General features: G+C 67.7%; 14 protein-coding genes. 7 read left to right on the forward strand and 7 right to left on the reverse strand.

The window, feature by feature from the left end:
* The first annotated feature begins 152 nt into the window (after positions 1-152).
* From glgX to ACFYRU_RS14455, 4 genes are all read left to right on the forward strand, one after another.
* Entirely contained in the window at positions 153-2,270 is a 2,118-nt protein-coding gene (glgX, locus tag ACFYRU_RS14440; protein WP_387657694.1) for a glycogen debranching protein GlgX, read from the forward strand.
* The gene (treY, locus tag ACFYRU_RS14445) at positions 2,267-4,660 is read left to right on the forward strand and encodes a malto-oligosyltrehalose synthase (protein WP_387657696.1); all 2,394 of its coding nucleotides are present in this window, start codon (positions 2,267-2,269) and stop codon (positions 4,658-4,660) included. Before glgX ends, treY begins: the two co-directional genes overlap by 4 nt.
* A gap of 1 nt (position 4,661) precedes the next feature.
* The gene (treZ, locus tag ACFYRU_RS14450) at positions 4,662-6,383 is read left to right on the forward strand and encodes a malto-oligosyltrehalose trehalohydrolase (protein WP_387657699.1); all 1,722 of its coding nucleotides are present in this window, start codon (positions 4,662-4,664) and stop codon (positions 6,381-6,383) included.
* Positions 6,384-6,543: 160 nt separating this feature from the next.
* A complete protein-coding gene (locus ACFYRU_RS14455) occupies positions 6,544-6,759 on the forward strand; it encodes a hypothetical protein (RefSeq protein ID WP_387657702.1) in 216 nt (71 codons plus the stop codon).
* Positions 6,760-6,772: 13 nt separating this feature from the next.
* Here the strand turns inward: ACFYRU_RS14455 and ACFYRU_RS14460 are convergent, their stop codons facing one another.
* Positions 6,773-7,441: a LuxR C-terminal-related transcriptional regulator gene (locus tag ACFYRU_RS14460; protein WP_387657705.1), complete on the reverse strand. Its 669-nt coding sequence runs from the start codon at positions 7,439-7,441 to the stop codon at positions 6,773-6,775.
* Between the two features lie 165 nt (positions 7,442-7,606).
* On the opposite strand from ACFYRU_RS14460, the gene ACFYRU_RS14465 reads away from it, so the two are divergent.
* On the forward strand, positions 7,607-8,419 hold the full coding sequence (locus ACFYRU_RS14465; RefSeq protein WP_387657707.1) for an SAM-dependent methyltransferase: 813 nt from the start codon (positions 7,607-7,609) through the stop codon (positions 8,417-8,419).
* Here ACFYRU_RS14465 and ACFYRU_RS14470 read toward each other — a convergent pair.
* Entirely contained in the window at positions 8,409-11,060 is a 2,652-nt protein-coding gene (locus tag ACFYRU_RS14470; protein ID WP_387657710.1) for a GNAT family N-acetyltransferase, read from the reverse strand. The two genes, ACFYRU_RS14465 and ACFYRU_RS14470, sit on opposite strands and share 11 nt — an antisense overlap.
* A gap of 90 nt (positions 11,061-11,150) precedes the next feature.
* Between ACFYRU_RS14470 and ACFYRU_RS14475 the strand changes: the two genes are divergently transcribed.
* Both ACFYRU_RS14475 and ACFYRU_RS14480 read left to right on the forward strand, forming a co-directional pair.
* Positions 11,151-11,855: a siderophore-interacting protein gene (locus ACFYRU_RS14475; protein WP_387657712.1), complete on the forward strand. Its 705-nt coding sequence runs from the start codon at positions 11,151-11,153 to the stop codon at positions 11,853-11,855.
* A 10-nt stretch (positions 11,856-11,865) separates the two neighbouring features.
* Positions 11,866-12,318, forward strand: coding sequence for a GNAT family N-acetyltransferase (locus tag ACFYRU_RS14480; protein ID WP_387657715.1), 453 nt, complete (start codon positions 11,866-11,868; stop codon positions 12,316-12,318).
* Here the strand turns inward: ACFYRU_RS14480 and ACFYRU_RS14485 are convergent.
* From ACFYRU_RS14485 to ACFYRU_RS14505, 5 genes are read right to left on the reverse strand one after another with little or no spacing between them, the layout of a single operon-like run.
* Positions 12,293-12,913 (reverse strand): TMEM175 family protein, encoded by a 621-nt coding sequence (locus tag ACFYRU_RS14485; RefSeq protein ID WP_387657718.1) that lies wholly within the window; start codon positions 12,911-12,913, stop codon positions 12,293-12,295. The two genes, ACFYRU_RS14480 and ACFYRU_RS14485, sit on opposite strands and share 26 nt — an antisense overlap.
* Before the next feature lie 20 nt (positions 12,914-12,933).
* Positions 12,934-14,427, reverse strand: a complete 1,494-nt coding sequence (locus ACFYRU_RS14490) for an alpha-N-arabinofuranosidase (protein ID WP_387657721.1) — start codon at positions 14,425-14,427, stop codon at positions 12,934-12,936.
* A 23-nt stretch (positions 14,428-14,450) separates the two neighbouring features.
* Positions 14,451-15,344, reverse strand: a complete 894-nt coding sequence (locus ACFYRU_RS14495; protein WP_387657724.1) for a carbohydrate ABC transporter permease — start codon at positions 15,342-15,344, stop codon at positions 14,451-14,453.
* Positions 15,341-16,222, reverse strand: coding sequence for a carbohydrate ABC transporter permease (locus ACFYRU_RS14500; protein WP_387657727.1), 882 nt, complete (start codon positions 16,220-16,222; stop codon positions 15,341-15,343). The genes ACFYRU_RS14495 and ACFYRU_RS14500 overlap by 4 nt, the downstream gene beginning before the upstream one ends.
* Before the next feature lie 15 nt (positions 16,223-16,237).
* Complete coding sequence (locus ACFYRU_RS14505) at positions 16,238-17,515, reverse strand: extracellular solute-binding protein (protein WP_387657729.1); 1,278 nt, start codon at positions 17,513-17,515, stop codon at positions 16,238-16,240.
* Between the last annotated feature and the right edge of the window lie 46 nt (positions 17,516-17,561).

Here is a 17,561-nt window from a genome sequence, read left to right on the forward strand (position 1 = left end):
CGGTTTCACAAGCGTTGGAGCTTAGCGGAATCGAAGGAAAATTGGGACGTTCCATCTCTTGCAACTTCATGCAAGCCCTTACCTGATGAATTCTCAGGACCGAAACCCGACGCCGTGCGGCTACCGGGGGTCTGGGTGGCTACTGTCGTCAGGTGCAGAAATGGCCTGGTCGTCCTTACCCTCTCGGCGCCACGTACGACGGCGCCGGGACGAACTTCGCGGTGTTCTCGGAGGTAGCCGAACGAGTCGACCTGTCGCTGCTCGGCGACGACGGAACCGAACAACTGGTCCAGCTGACCGAGGTGGACGGCTTCGTGCACCACGCGTACCTGCCGGGCGTGCAGCCGGGACAGCGGTACGGCTTCCGGGTGCACGGCCCGTTCAACCCGGCCGAGGGCCACCGCTGCAACCCGTCCAAGCTGCTCCTGGACCCGTATGCGAAGGCGGTCGACGGGCAGATCGACGGCGACGAGTCGCTGTTCAGCTACCGGTTCGCGAAGCCGGACGAGCTGAACACCATGGACAACCGCGAGCACACGATGCTCTCGGTGGTCACCAACCCGTTCTTCGACTGGGGTAACGACCGCCCGCCGGGCCACGCGTACCACGAGACGGTCATCTACGAGGCGCACGTCAAGGGTCTCACCAAGACGCATCCGGGCCTGCCGGAGAACATCCGCGGTACGTACGCCGGCATCGGGCACCCCGCGATCATCGAGCACCTCAAGGAGCTCGGGGTCTCCGCGATCGAGCTGATGCCGGTCCACCAGTTCGCGCAGGACGGCCATCTGCAGGAGATCGGCCTGTCGAACTACTGGGGCTACAACACGATCGGCTTCTTCGCACCGCACAACGCCTACGCGTCCACCGGGACCCGCGGGCAGCAGGTGACCGAGTTCAAGGCGATGGTGAAGGCCCTGCACGAGGCGGACATCGAGGTGATCCTCGACGTCGTCTACAACCACACCGCCGAGGGAAACGAGTTCGGTCCGACACTGTCGTTCAAAGGCATCGACAACGCGGCCTACTACCGTCTGGTCGACCAGGACAAGTCGCACTACTACGACACGACCGGCACCGGCAACAGCCTGCTGATGCGGCACCCGCACGTACTGCAGCTGATCATGGACTCGCTGCGCTACTGGGTCACCGAGATGCACGTCGACGGCTTCCGCTTCGACCTGGCTGCCACGCTGGCCCGGCAGTTCCACGAGGTCGACAGGCTGTCGGCGTTCTTCGACCTGGTCCAGCAGGACCCTGTGGTGAGCCAGGTGAAGCTGATCGCGGAGCCGTGGGACGTCGGCGACGGCGGCTACCAGGTCGGCAACTTCCCGCCGCTGTGGACCGAGTGGAACGGCAAGTACCGCGACCAGGTCCGGGACTACTGGCGGGGCGAGAAGTACGCGCTGGCCGAGTTCGCGTCCCGGCTGACCGGCTCGTCCGACCTGTACCAGGACGACAGTCGCCGCCCGCTGGCGAGCATCAACTTCATCACCGCCCACGACGGCTTCACGATGCGTGACCTGGTCTCGTACAACGAGAAGCACAACGAGGCGAACGGCGAGGGTGGCAAGGACGGCGAGAGCTTCAACCGCTCCTGGAACTGCGGCGCCGAAGGTCCCAGCGACGACCCCGAGGTACTGCGGCTGCGCGCCAAGCAGGAGCGCAACTTCCTGACCACGCTGCTGATCTCGCAGGGCGTGCCGATGATCGCGCACGGCGACGAGCTCGGACGGACGCAGCAGGGCAACAACAACGTCTACTGCCAGGACAACGAGCTCTCGTGGATCGACTGGGACCTGCAGGAGCCGCAGAAGCATCTCCTCGAGTTCACCCGGGCGCTCGTCAAGCTACGGAACAACCACCCGGTGCTACGCCGCCGCAGGTTCTTCCACGGCGACACGGGAATCGACGGTCTCGGCGACCTGGTCTGGTTCACCCCGAACGGCACCGAGATGCAGAACGGAGACTGGCAGCGCGACGACGCCCGCGCGATCGCGGTGTTCCTGAACGGTGACGCGATCTCGGAGCCCGATCCACGGGGTGAGCCCGTGGTCGACGACTCGTTCCTGGTGTTGCTGAACGGCAACTTCGAACCGGTCGAGTTCCTCCTCCCGCCTGAGGAGTACGGCGAGAGCTGGACGGTCGTGGTGGACACGACCACGCCGACCGGCACCGGGGACACCGACGCGCACGCGGCCGGCTCGACGGTGAAGCTGGAGGCCCGCAGCACGCTGGTGATGACGCGCCCGAGGCAGGCCGCCGGATGAACCAGGTCCCGCAGGCCACCTACCGGTTCCAGCTCCGCGCCGAGTTCGGCTTCGACGACGCCGCGGCGATGGTCCCGTACCTGGCGAGCCTCGGGATCTCGCACGCCTACCTGTCGCCGGTCCTCCAGGCGGCCCCCGGCTCCACCCATGGGTACGACGTGGTCGACCACAGCCGGCTGTCCGAGCCGATGGGCGGCCGGCCCGCGTTCGACCGGCTCTCGGAGCGGCTGGCGCAGCACCGGCTCGGCGCGATCGCGGACGTCGTGCCGAACCACGTCGCCGTACCGACACCGGAGAGTCTCAACAAGGCGCTGTGGTCGGTACTGCGGCTCGGGCCTGGCTCGCAGTACGCGGACTGGTTCGACGTCGACTGGGGCGCGGGAAACCAGCCGTTGCTGATGGCCGTCCTGGGGCAGCGGATCGGCAAGGTGCTGGCGGACAACGAGCTGTCGGTCGACGGCGACGTACTGCGCTACTACGACCACGAGTACCCCTTGCGTCCTGGTACTGAGGGTCTGCCCATCGAGGAGCTCGTCACCGAGCAGTGGTACCGGCTGGCGCACTGGCGGGTCGCGGACGAGGAGCTGAACTACAGGCGCTTCTTCGACGTGGACACACTGGCCGCAGTACGTCAGGAAACGCAGGAGGTCTTCGACGCGACGCACCAGCTTCTGCTGGGGCTCCTGCACGAGGGGAAGCTCAACGGCTACCGCATCGACCACCCGGACGGCCTGGCCGACCCGCGTGGGTACCTGCGCCGCCTGGCCGAGCGGACCGGCGGCGCATGGGTCGTAGTGGAGAAGATCCTCGAAGGCGACGAGGAGCTCCCGAGAGACTGGCCTTGCGCAGGCACCACCGGCTACGACGCGCTGCTCCGCGTCGGCGGTCTGTTCATCGACCCCGCGGGTGCTGCACCGCTGGCAGCACTGCACTCCGAGCTCACCGGCGCACCGGCCGACTTCGGGCAGGTGGTGGAGGAGGCCAAGCGCGAGATCGTCCAGCACGGTCAGTACGCCGAGGTGCATCGCCTGGTCGAGCTACTCGCACGCATCTGCCAGGACGACGTGCGCCTGCGTGACCACACCAGGCGGGCGTTCCACGAGGTTGTGGCCGAGCTGCTCGTCCACTTCGACGTCTACCGCGCGTACGTCGTCCCTGGTGAGGAGGCGCCCGCCACAGCCGTTGCTGCCATGGAGCGGGCGGCCGAGAAAGCACGGGCGAATCTCGACGAGGACCGTCAGGCGACGCTGGACGTCGTACTGCATCTGCTGCTCGGGCGGGAGACCAGCACGATCGACGAGCAGGCGCGGGCCGAACTGATCGTACGGTTCCAGCAGACGTGCGGTCCGGTGATGGCCAAGGGCGTCGAGGACACGGCGTTCTACCGGTGGCTGCGGCTCACGTCGCTCAACGAGGTCGGTGGGGACCCGGAGCACTTCGGTGTCTCGCCGGAGGAGTTCCACGCGTACGCGTCCCGGTTGAACAAGCACTGGCCGAAGACGATGACCACGCTCTCCACGCACGACACCAAGCGCTCGGAGGACGTACGTGCTCGCCTGGGGGTGCTGTCGGAGCGGCCAGCCGCGTGGTCGGAGGCGATTCGCGAGTGGCGCCGCCTGTCCGAGGACCACCGCAGTCCGTTGCTGGACGGAAGTACGGAGTACCTGTTCTGGCAGACCCTGTTCGGCACCTGGGACGACGGTCCGCTCGCTGAGGACCGCATGCAGGCCTACTTGTTGAAGGCGATCCGAGAGGCCAAGCGGCTCACGTCGTGGACCTCACCGGACGAGGAATACGAGCAGACCGTCGCGGCCTTCGCCACGGCGGTCCTCCACGACCAGGCCGTCCTTGACGCGGTACGGCGCTTTACGGACAACCAAAACGACTACGTACGGGCAGCGACACTCGGACAGAAGCTCGTGCAGTTGACGATGCCCGGCGTACCCGACGTGTACCAGGGGACCGAGCTGGTCGACCTGTCGCTCGTAGACCCCGACAACCGCCGCCCGGTGGACTACGCACGCCGCATCGAGCGGCTGCAGCACCTGGACGCAGGAGGCAAGCCGGACGACCTGTCCGACGAGAAGCTGCTGGTGACGTCCAGAGCGCTTCGTATCCGCAGGCAGTACCCGGACGCGTTCGCGGGGAGCTACACCCCACTACCGACGTCGAACGGACACGCAGTCGCGTTCGCACGTGGCGACGCCGTTATCACCGTAGCGACCCGGCTGCCCGCAGCGCTGCAGCGTCTGGGCGGCTGGGGTGACAGCACGGTCGTACTGCCCAGTGGCCAGTGGAAGAACGTGTTGACCGGCCGTGAAGTCGCGGGCGCGGCCGGCATCGCCGACCTACTCGCGGACCTGCCCGTCGCCTTGCTGGTCAGGAGCTGACATGCACACGTTCCGCGTCTGGGTGCCAAAGGCAACCAACGTCGACCTGGTACTGCGGGACGGCGTACTGCCGATGCGCTTCGTCGACGACGGCTGGTGGGAACGCCATGTGGTCGAGGCTCACCACGGCACCGACTACGCATACTCCGTCGACGGCAGCGACCCGCTCCCGGATCCACGCAGCCCGTGGCAGCCCGACGGTGTGCACGGGTTCAGCCGGGTGTTCGAGGCGGACCGCTTCGAGTGGAGCGACGACAGCTGGACCGGCCGCGACGTACGCGGTGCCGTCTTCTACGAGCTGCACATCGGTACGTTCACGCTCGAAGGCACACTGGACGCCGCTGCGGAGCACTTGGACTACCTGGCCGTGCTGGGCGTAGAGGTGGTCTCGCTGATGCCGGTGGCCGCGTTCCCCGGCGTGCACGGCTGGGGGTACGACGGCGTCGACCTGTATGCGGTCCACGCACCGTATGGCGGACCCGAGGCGCTGCAGCGTTTCGTGGACCGCTGTCACGACGCAGGACTCGCTGTGTGCCTGGACGTGGTCTACAACCACCTGGGACCGAGTGGGAACTACCTGGGTAGCTTCGGTCCGTACTTCACCACCAACCACGACACGCCGTGGGGTCCGGCCGTCAACCTGGACGACACGGGGAGCACCGAGGTACGCCGGTGGATCTGCGACAACGCTCTGCGTTGGTTCCGCGACTTCCACATCGACGCGCTGCGTCTGGACGCCGTACATGCGCTGGTGGACGACAGCCCGGTCCACGTCCTCCAGCAGCTCGCTACTGAAACAGCAGCCCTGTCGAAGGAGCTAGGACGACCACTTGGCCTGGTGGCCGAGTCCGACCTGAACGACCCGCGCACGGTCGACCCTGTGTCTCAGGGCGGCAAGGGAATGACTGCGCAGTGGAACGACGACTTCCACCACGCCTTGCACTCGCTGCTGACCGGAGAACGGTTCGGGTACTACGTGGACTTCGGCGATCCCGCGGTCTTCGCCAAGACGCTGACGAAGGTGTTCCTGCACGACGGGAGCTACTCGACCTTCCGGCACAAGCTGTGGGGACACCCGGTCGATCCGCGGACGCACCGCGGCGGGCAGTTCCTGGCGTACACGTCGACGCACGACCAGATCGGGAACCGCGCACTCGGCGACCGGCCGGCGCTGACCCCGGGGCAGCTCGCGATCGGCGCAGCGCTCGTCCTCACGTCGCCGTACACGCCGATGCTCTTCATGGGTGAGGAATGGGGCGCATCGACGCCGTGGAGGTTCTTCACCGACTTCCAGGAGCCTGCGCTGGCAGACGCTGTGCGCACCGGGCGGCGGCGGGAGTTCGCGGAGTTCGGGTGGGACGCCGAAGACATTCCGGACCCGCAGGACCCGGAGACCTGGCGGAGCTCGGTGCTGGACTGGTCCGAGCCGGACGAGGCGCCGCACCGGGAGGTGCTCGAGTGGTACCGGCATCTGCTGAAGTTCCGCGCCCGGATGCCGGAACTGCGGGACGACTCGCTCGGCTCCGTCGGTATCGAGTTCGACGAGAATTCCTTGCTGGTCAGGCGCGGCAGCCTGCGGGTGGTCGCGAACCTCAGTGCGAACAGTGCGCTGGTGCCGCTGGACCAGGAACCCGAGTACCTGGTGATGTCGTTCGGCGCCGCGGAGGTCGTGGACCACGGCCTCTGGTTGCCGGGTCACGGCGTCGCGATCGTCGCGGTGTGAGATTTACCGGACAAACAGCACGTTTGTGGGTCATTCCAACAGAACTCGGCGTTCGAGCGTGTTGATCCGTGGTGATTTCCGGAATCGCTTGTGCCCGGGTCCTTCGTGACCGACTGTGGATGAGCCAGCAGGGGACCGGGGGGTTTGACGGGAGGACCGGATGACAGTCGGAGGCGTCGACACCTACTACGACTACGAAGAAAAGCAGTGGAAGAGCCGGAAGCTGGGCGGTGGTCCGATCCACCACGGCCCTGTCTGCCCGGCGCCACGCACCCCGGACCACGCGGTGCACGACACTGCGACCACCGCGCAGACCAGCACACACGAGCGCCGTCCGTCCGGCCACCAGGTGGTACCGAAGCACACACTGAACTGAACTCGTACGTCCCTCAGCCGGCGGCGGTGATCACGTCGTCGGCCAGAGTGCTCTGCGCCGGCCACGCGCCCTCCAGCAGCCAGCCGCGGTCTGCGGCCTTCATGCCTGCCTGGAAGCGGCTCCGGGCACCGAGACGGTTCATCAGCTGCGCCACAGTGCGGCGAACCGTCCGCACCGAGATGCCGAGCTGTGCCGCCGTCACCTCGTCGGTCGCGCCGAGTGCCAGCAGCCGGAGCAGCTCCCGCTCCCGCAGCGACAGGCCGGCCTCGTCCGGTACGTAGGTGCCGGTCAGCGGTACGGCGTCCGGCCAGATCCGCTCGAACAACTCGAACGCGGTCACGACAACGCTCGTCAGTCGCAGTACCGCGACACTGCCGTTGGTGGTGTCGGCGGGGAGTACGGCGACCGATCCGTCGATCACGATCGCGTTCATCGGTACCTGCGGGATCGTCCGGACCGCGACCCCGGCCAGCGCGAGCGCACCCAGTCCGGCCGCGGGCCTGATCCGCGTGTGGTCCGGGAAGATCGCCCGGTACCGCACGCCGGGCTTGACGTCGCGCGGCCCGAACACCGGGCCGGACAACGTGTTCATCGCGACCACTTCGTCCTCGGCGGACGCGAGCAGCTCGGCGAGCCCGGTGTGCGCCGGGACCTGCTGGAACTTGAGCATGGTGACAGTCATCGGAGCGGGACCTCCACGGTAAAGGCGGTATGACCGTTCATCCGCCCACGGTCCCGCGCAGCGATGACATTTCGATGACACGGCGGGACAGGCCGGGGTCGGGAGCGAGGTAGTTTCGAGCTCGCATAGAGTGACTGCTGTCACCACTAGGAAGGACTCCGCGCGATGGCCGACGCAGACGAGAAGCCCCCGTTCCCGGGCTTCGACACGACCAAGCCCAGCATCGCCCGGACCTACGACTACCTGCTCGGCGGCAAGGACAACTTCGCCATCGACCGTGCCTTCGGCGACCGGTTCATCAACGAGCTGCCCGGCTCCCGGGTGATCGCGTACGACAACCGGGGCGCGCTGGTCCGCGCGGTCGACCAGATCGTCCGGACGACGCCGATCCGCCAGTTCGTCGACCTCGGCAGCGGGCTGCCGACCGCGGACAACGTCCACCAGGTCGCGCAGCGGTACGCGCCGGAGACCAAGATCGTGTACGTCGACAACGACCCGATCGTGCTTGCCCACGGCCGCGCGCTGCTCGCCGAGAACGACAACACCACCGTCATCCAGGCCGACCTGCGCGACCCGAAGAGCATCATCGAGAACGAGGACACCGTCCGGCTGATCGACTTCGGCAAGCCGGTCGGCGTCATCTTCAGCGCCGTCCTGCACCACGTCAACGACGACGAGGACCCGGCCGCGATCGTCGCCTTCTGGCGTGACCGCATCGCCGCCGGCAGCCACGTCTTCATCAGCCACTTCCGCAGCGAGAACGACCCCCGCAGCCAACAGTTGGAGCAGGTCCTCCAGGGCTCCCTGGGCCGCGGCCGCTGGCGCACCGACGACGAGATCCTCGCGCTCTACGGCGAAGGCTTCACCGTCCTGGAGCCCGGCCTGGTCCCCGCCGTCGAGTGGCGCAACGACGACGAACCCGACGACCTGACCGACTACCAACGCCTGATCGCCGCGGTGCTCGCCGTCAAGGACTGACGGTCAAGAACGCGAACTGGGCCGCCTTCGTGGTGCCGTCGGGGTAGGTGATCTTCGACTGCGGGCCGAGGGTGAAGCCGCTGCGGTGGAAGCGGGTGATCGCGGCCGTGTTGCGGGCGTCGGGCTCGACCACGATGCGCGGGTTGCCGAGATGTTCGAAGACGAAGGTCGCGAGCGCCTCGATCAGGTGGCCGGTGAAGCCGGGGCGTGGGTCGCCGGGCGCGATCAGCAGGTGGACGCCGAGATCGCCCGGCTCGATGTCGTACGCCGCGCCGGCCGGATCCGCCTGCGGGTCGTACGTCTGCAGTAGCGCGACCGGTATGTCGTCCAGCCGCACGACGTACACGTGATGCGTCGGCACCGAGTCCAGGAAGCGGTACGTCGCGGCGATCTCGTCCCGCGACAGCGCCTGCATTCCCCAGTACACCGCCCGCTCCGCCGTGACCCATTCGTGGATCAGGTCCAGATCGCGCTCTGGGTCGGCCTCGTCGATGCGGACAGTGCCGAAGCCGTCGACGGCGACACGGAAATCTGGAACCTCACGCTGTGTGGACCCGGTGGCAGGTGCGAGGGAGCCGTTCAGCCAGAGCGGGAGCTGGTCATGGTGATGGGGATCGCCGAGTACGCCGGACGCGCCGAGCGGGACGATCCAGCGGCTGGCCCCGCGATCGGCAAGGTCCCAGGCGTACCGGGCCGCCGACGCGCGAATGCACACGTCCGTCAACCCGGGCATGCTCGACGTGGACATCACGCAGTGATGGTCGCCGGACAGCCCGAGGTCGATCGGCTCCTCGTGCGCCGCGAACACCGGCCCGCGCAGCGCGTGCAGCGGCGAGAGCTGATGCGTCTCGCCCCACGGTGGTCGCGGGCCGTTCGCCGCAACCTCTTCCAGGGCCTCGCGAGCGAGCCAGCGGAGGTTGACCTGCGGGATCAGGTCCGTCGCGACCAGGTTCTCGAGTGCGTACGAGACGTGGGTCAGCGGATCCATCCACGGCGTGAAGATGTCCGCGACGTCGGCGTCCTCCAGCACCGTGAAGTGGTCGGTGAGCCGCGAGATCAGCGCCTTGCGGAGGGCGGCGTACGACGAGGCCGTCGTACTGTCCGCGTCCATCCGCCGGTCCCACCCGAGCAGCTCGTTGCGGAGGGCAACTGCCTGGGGGGACAGGTCGACGAGTCCGAACAGCAGGTCGAGGATGGAGCCGGCTGAGCCGAGGTAGGTGTCGCGGTGGATGTCCGGCATGTCGTCGACCGACCAGTCGGTGCGCGCGTTCACCAGTTCGCGGATCCGGTCCGCGCGATGCGGTGCCGCGAACTCGACTCCGAGCGGTGCGGCCAGCTCACGGGCATTGGCCATCACGGCCGGCCCGTCCACGTCGGCCCGCGGCAGCTCCAGCCAGCCGTCCCACTCGTGCCCGGGCTCCCACGCCGGAACGACGCGCAGCATGTTCGACCGCTCCCGCCGCGGCACGACCCCGGCCGTCCGGTGCAGCAGCCCACCCGCGGTGTCGGCGGCCAGTACGACGTTGACCGGCTCGACCCACTCGTCGAACGCGGCGTCCACATCCTCGACAGTGGTTGCCCGCAGCAACCGCCCCATCACCTCGAACCCAAGCCGCCCAGTCACCCGCGGCGGATACCGCAACGAAACCGCCACCACATCCCCGAACGCGCCGCCACCACCCCCGAACGCGCCGCCATCCGCGCCACCCCCGTCGGCGCTGCTACCGTCCGCGCCGGCGGCGTTCATGATTACCGGGCCGCGCTCGGTTTCGATGACCTCGATTTCGACTGGGTCCGCGCCGGCGACCTCCACCAGTTCGGTGTGCGCCGTGGCCGGCTCCCAGCCGTCCGGGCCTAACGCCTCTACACGAGTAGACGTCCGCCGGAGCCGCTCGGCGTACAGGTCCTGGTAGTCGGCCATCGCGTTCGTGATCGACCACGCGACCGTCCCGGTGTGACCGAAGTGCGCCAGCCCCGGAATCCCCGGAACCGCCAGCCCGAGTACGTCGTACTCCGGGCACGTCAGCCGGATCTGCTGGTAGACCCCCGGGCTCTCGATGTACCGATGCGGATCACCCGCAACAATCGCCGAACCCGAAGCGGTGTGCGAACCAGGGATCAACCACCCGTTGCTCCCCGCGCCATGCGGACCTTCCGACGAGAACAACTCGAGCGCCTCGTCCCCCAGCAGCGAGGCGACGTGCGTACGCCAAAGCTTCGACGGGAAGCCGGCGAAGAGGATGTGCACCGCGAGCCAGATCCCGAGCGGCGTCCACGGCTCCCACTTCTGCAACGTCAGCCCGGTCTCGGCGAACTCCGGCGCGCGGAGCGCCCCGCCCGGCAGCGCGTGGTTCACCCCGTCGACGTACGCCGACACCCACTCCTGCGTCTCCGCGTCGAGCGACTCGAAGCACCGCTGTGCCGTGTCCGCCAGCCGCGCCTGCCGCGCGAACACGTCCCACGCGACCGCCTCCGCCCCGAGGAACGCGGCGGTCGTCCCGAGGCAACGCCGGCGCTCCAGCTCGAGCTGCCAAGCGCGATCGCGAGCGGCGTTCACGCCCTGCAGGTACACCAGCGCGAGCGGGTCCCCGGCCTGCAGGTGCGGTACGCCGTACGTGTCCCGGAACACCCTCGCGTTCACAAACATCCCCCACATCGATTAGGTTAGGCTTGGCTAACTTACGCGGCAGCTATCGGCAATGCCAACTGCAATTCTCGCTGGAGGTCCATCGTGAGGCACGGCTGGGAAGGCGTGGTGCTCAAGCTGTTCCGCGCGAAGGACTTCACCTTCACCGTGACAGGTGCCGAGCAGGTCACCGAACGCTATCGCCGGGTGCACTTCACCGACGGCGGTCTACTCGAGGAGATCGGCGTCCACCCGACGATGTGGGTGCGGCTGTGGTTCGAGAACGCGGGCAAACCGCACCAGCGGGCGTACACGCTGGTCGACCCGAAGGTCGAGGCCGGCACGTTCAGCCTGGAGTTCGCGCTGCACGACGGGTGTGCGAGCGACTGGTCGCGCAAGGCCGAGCCCGGCGACACGATCGAGGCCACGGTGCAGGGGACCGGGTTCGACGTACCGGATCCGCTGCCGCCGAGGCTGCTCGTCGTCGGCGACCCGGCGTCGCTGCCCGCGATCAACTCGCTGCTCGGGGCCGCGCCGGAACTGCCCGCGACGATCTGGTTCGAGACCACCCACGAGGCGGACCGCGAGCTGCCGTTCCGGATTGCGGATCACCACGACCTCCGGACCGTGCCGCGGCAGGACCTGGTCGCCAACGTCAAGACCGAGCTCCGCGATTTCGTCACGCCGGACGCGTTCGTCTGGATCGCCTGCGACACCACGACCACTCGCGCCCTCACCTCGTACGTCCTCAAGGAGCTCGCGGTCCCCAAGCACCGCGTGAAGTCCTTGGGGTACTGGAAGGCCGCGTAACCTGGCGCCCGTGATCACCTCGCTCGACCTTTCCGACCGCCACCTCGCCGAACGGCTGCTGGAGATCCAGCACGCCGCGTACGCCGTGGAAGCGGAGCTGATCGGGTTCGACGGAATCCCTCCCCTGCAGGAGGATCTACACGAGTTGATGGCCTCGACCGAGTTCTGGCTCGGCCGGTACGACGGTACGCAGCTCGTCGGCGCGGTCGCGTACGAGCTGCCGGACGACCGCACCGTCGAGATCTCCCGGCTGATCGTGGATCCGCGGCATGCCCGGCGCGGCCACGGCCGGGCGCTGCTCGACCACCTGGACGAACTCGAGCCGCGCCCGGTCAGCGAGGTCTCCACCGGATCCGCGAACACCCCGGCGGTCAACCTCTACCTGTCCCGGGGCTACACGAGGACGGGCGGCCTCGAAGTTGCCCCGGGCATCTACATCACGCAGTTCCGCCGCGGGTCCTGACCTGCTCGAACCCGTAGTACAGCGCCAGCAGGAACACGACCGCCAAGGTGAGCTGCGCGGACACGAACGAGAGCCCGATCGTCGCCCCGTAGATCACGGTGCCGACCGAGTAGCGGATCAGTGACTTGCGGATCTCCGCCTTGGACATGGTGTGCTCGACCAGGTGGTGGCGCAGCACGTACCACCAGATCAGGCTGAACGCGATCGCGGCCAGCGTCAGCGTCGTGCTGTAGACCGCGCCGGCGACGTGCCCGTTGTCGTCCTCGAGGTGTTCGGCGAACAGGCTGGTCGGGAACGGCAGCAGCGTCACCCACAGCAGCAGCAACAGGTTCAGGAACATCAGCCCGCGGTCGGCGCGCTGGATCTGCCGGAACATCGAGTGGTGGTTGACCCACATGATGCCGAGGATCGCGAAGCTGGCCAGGTAGGCCGCGAACTGCGGCCACTCGTCCAGCAGCGCCGGCCACAACCGCTGACCCTCCTCGAGCTCGGGGGCGTGCAGTTCGAGGACGAGGAGGGTGATCGCGATCGCGAAGACGCCGTCACTGAAGGCTTCGAGCCGATTGGTCTCGGCAACGTCGGACTGAGTGCTCACGGGCACCTAGTCTGAGGCAATCAAGCCAGAGAAAGCGCTGTCCAGCTGATCGCCGGTAGCGTAATCGTCAACCGGCCGTCGACCAGCCGCGCGTCGGCCGGTTGTGGGGTAACGCGGTCCGGGTGCGCGGCCGAGTTGGTGGCCAGCGGGTCGGCGTCGTGCACGATCACGGCCTCGTCGACCGACGTGACACCGGTCCGGCTGACGTCGATCGTGACCTCGACCGGACCCTCGGTCGAGCGGTTCACGGCGAACACCGCGACCTTGCCCTCGTCGTACGTCGCCACCGCGTCCACGGCCGACACGTCGCCGTACCGGTCCGTGTGCACCGTGGGGGAGTCGGTCGAGAGCCGGAGCACCTGGCCGGCCGCGAGCCGGGAAGTGATCGCGAACGGGTGGAACGTCGGCTGCCGCCAGGCCACGCCGCCGGGCTCGGTCATGATCGGCGCGATCACGTTCGCGAGCTGCGCCAGGCAGGCGACGCCGACCCGGTCGCTGTGCCGCAGCAACGAGATCAGCAGGTTGCCGACGACAACCGCATCGGTGACGTTGTACTCGTCCTCGATCCGGCGCGGCGCCACCTCCCACTGGTCGGCCGGCCCGTCGGTGCGGCGGGAGCGCTCGCCGTACCAGACGTTCCACTCGTCGAACGAGATGCCGATCTTCTTGCTGCTCTTGAGCTCCGCGCCGACGTGGTCCGCGGTGGCGACGACCGAATCGATGAAGTGGTCCATGTCCACCGCGGACGCCAGGAACGACGCGGTGTCACCGTCGTCGTTGCCGTAGTACGCGTGGCACGAGATGTAGTCGACGAACTCGTACGTCTCGCGCAGTACGTCCCGCTCCCAGGTCCCGAACAGCGGCATCTTCGACGACGACGACCCGCACGCGACCAGTTGGAGCTCCGGCTCGATCATCCGCATCGCCCGCGCGGTCTCGGCCGCGAGCCGGCCGTACTCGGCCGGCGTCTTGTGGCCGACCTGCCACGGCCCGTCCATCTCGTTGCCGAGGCACCAGAGCTTGATGCCGTACGGCGACGCGCCGTGTGACTCGCGTAGATCCGAGATCGCCGTGCCGCCGGGGTGGTTGGTGTACTCGAGTAGATCGAGCGCCTCCTGGACACCGCGGGTACCGAGGTTGATCGCCATCATCGGCTCGACGCCGGCCTTCGCGCACCACTGGTTGAACTCGTCCAGCCCGAACTCGTTGGTCTCGATGCTATGCCAGGCGAGGTCGAGGCGGCGCGGCCGCTGGTCCCGCGGTCCGACGCCGTCCTCCCAGCGGTAGTTGGAAACGAAGTTCCCGCCGGGATACCGGACCACGGAAACACCGAGCTCCCGGGTCAGTTCCAGGACGTCTTTGCGGAATCCGTTCTCGTCGGCGGTCGCGTGGCCGGGCTCGTAGATGCCGGTGTAGACACACCGGCCCATGTGCTCGACGAACGTCCCGAAGGTCCGCCGGTTCACGGGCGCGATCGTGAACGCGGGGTCGATGGTCAGAGTGGCAGAGGGCACCAGGTGGCTCCTGTCATAGGTGTCTAGCCCTTGATCCCGGCGTCGCCGACACCGCGGACGACGTTGCGCTGGAACAAGGCGTAGACGATCAGCAAGGGCAGACCGCCCAGCACGGCCGAGGCCATGATCTGGGCGTAGCGCAGGCCGTACGAGCCCTGCACGTTGGCGAGGCCGACCGGGATCGTCATCATTGACGGGTCGGTGGTCACGATGAAGGGCCAGAGGAAGTTGTTCCAGGCCCCGATGAACGTGAAGATGCCGACGGCAACCAGGATCGGCCGCGACATCGGCACCATCACGCTCCAGACGATCCGCCACCGGGACGCGCCGTCGACCCGGGCGGCGTCCTCGTAGTCGCGGGAGATGCCGTCGAAGAACTTCTTCAGCACGAACACCATCACCGGCGCGACGACCTGCGGCAGCACGATGCCCCAGTACGTGTCGACCAGGCCGAGCCGGGTCATCTCCTGGAACAGGGGCACGATCAGCACCTGCGGCGGTACGAGGATGCCGGCGATGATCACGCCGAAGATCACCCGTCGGCCCGGGAAGGACGTCCGCGAGAATCCGTACGCCGCGAGCACCGAGACGACCAGCGTCAGCGCCGTCACGAGGATCGAGACGACCGTACTGTTGAGGAACCAGCGGATCAGGTCGCCCTGGGCGATGACGCTGCGATACGCCTCCGTGGTCGGCGAGTGCGGGAACCACGTGATCGGCGCGCGGGTGGTCTCGGGTTCGGGCTTCAGCGACGTGTCCAGTGCCCAGAGCAACGGCACCACCCAGACGATCGCGAGGATCACCGCGCCGACGGTGGTCGCCGTACCGGCGAACGTCCAGCGCGGTTTCACCGGTCCGCTGCGGGCGGGCCTGGTCGTCGGCGAGGCCGACGTCGCGGACTCCAGCACGGCGGTCATGCCGACTCCCCTCGGCCGGAGAACAGTTTGAACTGCGCCACCGCGACGATCACGATGATCGCGAAGAACAGGTACGAGATCGCCGACGCGTAGCCGATCCGGTAGCTGGTGAAGCCGGACTCGTAGATGTACTGGATGATCGGCCGGGTCGCGTAGTTCGGCCCGCCGTTGGTCATCAGGTAGATCTGGTCGAAGATCTTCAGCGACGCGACCAGCTGCAGGACGGCGATCAGCCCGGTGGTCCGGCTCAGCAGCGGCAGCGTGATCCGGAACAGTTGCTGCCGGCCGTTCGCGCCGTCGATCGCGGCCGCCTCGTACACCTGCTCCGGAATCCCTTGCAGGGCAGCGAGGTAGAGCAGGAAATTGAACCCGACCGTCCACCAGACGGTCGTGATCACCACGGCCAGCATCGCGCGGTTGTCGGTGTTCAGCCAGTCGATCTCGGCGAACCCGCCCGCCGTCAGCAGCCCGTTCACCAGGCCGAACCCAGGCTGGTAGATCCACACCCAGATCAGCGTCACGACGGTGGCCGGGAGCACGAACGGAGCGAAGTACGAGAACCGCAGCAGCCAGCCGAGCAGACCCTTGCGGTTGGCGAGCAACGCCATCACGAGCGCCACGATCACCAGTGGTGGCGTACTCATCGCGGTGAAGACGAGCGTGTTCTTCAGCGACGACCAGACGGCCGGGTCGCCGAACAGGTCCCGCCAGTTCTGCAGGCCGAGGAACTCGTGCTTGACGCCGGCCAGGCTGGTGTTGAAGAAGCTGTTCCAGAAGCCGGAAACGATCGGCCACAGCATGAAGACGACGAACAGCAGCAGGAAGGGTGCGACGAAGAACAGCCCGCCCCAGCGCTGTTTCCAGTCCGCTCTTTCCATCAGGGGGTCCTCCTGTCAGACCGGGGACGGGGTGTCGAGGAGCTTCTGGGTGGCGGCCTTGAACTGCGCGAGCGCGGCCTTCGGGGTGGCCTGTCCGCTCGCGATCCCGCTGAACGCGGCCGCCGCCTCGTTCTCCAGCTGGGCGCCGGAGCCGCTGAACCACGCGTCCGGGTCGTACAGCACGTCCGGCGCCACGCTGCGGTACTCCGCCTGCGGCTTGAGGTTCAGGTACTCCGGGCTCTTCACGACCGGCTGGTACGCCGGGATGTGCCCGCCGGCCGCCCATTCCGCGCTGTGCTTCAGCATCCACGCGATGTACTCGACGGTCGCCTTGGTGTCGTCGGCGTTGCGGTGCGACTGGTGCGGCAGTACGAACGTGTGCGAGTCCCCTTGGAACTTCGGTACGTCGTACACGACCGGGAACGGTGCCATGCTGAACGGCAGTTTCGCGGTCTGGTACGTCGTGACCTCCCACTCGCCGTTGAAGCTCATCCCCGCGTCGCCGTTGCTGAACTGGGCGACCAGCGCCGCGTAGTTCGCCGACCGCGGCGTGAGCCCTTCGGCGGCGAGCTTCGAGATCAGGTCGAGGGCTTCGAGCGCCTTGGCGTCGTCGAGCACCAGCCGGGTGCCGTCGTCGTTGAAGAACTTGCCCTCGAGCTGGCCGTACAACGTGTACCAGAGCCGCCACGGGCTGGTGGTGTCGACCGAGACCGCGTACTTCCCGGTGACGCTCTTGACCGCCCGGAGCATGTCGAGGAACGGGGTCACGCCCTTGACCGGCTTGATCTTGCCGTCCGGGCCGAGCAGCCCGGCCTGCTTGCAGATCTCGGTGTTGTAGTAGAGCACGAACGGGTGCTGGTCGAGCGGTACGGCGTACAGCTTGCCGTCGACCACGCAGCGGTCCCAGGTGGCCGGCAGGAAGTCGGACTGCTGCACCCCGGCGGCGTTCAGCAGGTCGACGGGGATCGGGTCGAGCATCGTGGTCGGGCTGAAGCCCTTGATCCGGGACATGTGCATGGTCGCGACCTCGGGCGCCCGGCCACCGGCCGCGGACATCGCGAGCTTGGTGTAGAACGGCGGGCCCCAGGCCAGCGTGTGCGCCTGGAACGCGACGTCCGGGTGCTCGGCGACGTACTGCTGATGGATCTGCAGCAGGCGGGCGCCGTCGCCGCCGCCGAACAGGTTCCATTCCCGGACCTTGGGTTTGCCGCGGAGGGTTCCGCAGCCGGTCAGAGCGAACGCGCCGAGCAGGCCACCAAGTACTGCTCGACGCCCAGGGGAGTAAGAGGGCATTCAGTCCTCCAGGTGACGCTTCTGCACCGATGTAGTACATCGGTGT

The sequence above is a fragment of the Kribbella sp. NPDC004536 genome (genome assembly GCF_042873835.1).
Lineage (GTDB): Bacteria > Actinomycetota > Actinomycetes > Propionibacteriales > Kribbellaceae > Kribbella.

Coding starts and splice junctions, on each gene's coding strand:
- treY (WP_387657696.1), top strand. CDS start 2,267: ATGAACCAGGTCCCGCAGGCCACCTACCGGTTCCAGCTCCGCGCCGAG.
- treZ (WP_387657699.1), top strand. CDS start 4,662: ATGCACACGTTCCGCGTCTGGGTGCCAAAGGCAACCAACGTCGACCTG.
- ACFYRU_RS14455 (WP_387657702.1), top strand. CDS start 6,544: ATGACAGTCGGAGGCGTCGACACCTACTACGACTACGAAGAAAAGCAG.
- ACFYRU_RS14460 (WP_387657705.1), bottom strand. CDS start 7,441: ATGACTGTCACCATGCTCAAGTTCCAGCAGGTCCCGGCGCACACCGGG.
- ACFYRU_RS14465 (WP_387657707.1), top strand. CDS start 7,607: ATGGCCGACGCAGACGAGAAGCCCCCGTTCCCGGGCTTCGACACGACC.
- ACFYRU_RS14495 (WP_387657724.1), bottom strand. CDS start 15,344: ATGACCGCCGTGCTGGAGTCCGCGACGTCGGCCTCGCCGACGACCAGG.
- ACFYRU_RS14500 (WP_387657727.1), bottom strand. CDS start 16,222: ATGGAAAGAGCGGACTGGAAACAGCGCTGGGGCGGGCTGTTCTTCGTC.
- ACFYRU_RS14505 (WP_387657729.1), bottom strand. CDS start 17,515: ATGCCCTCTTACTCCCCTGGGCGTCGAGCAGTACTTGGTGGCCTGCTC.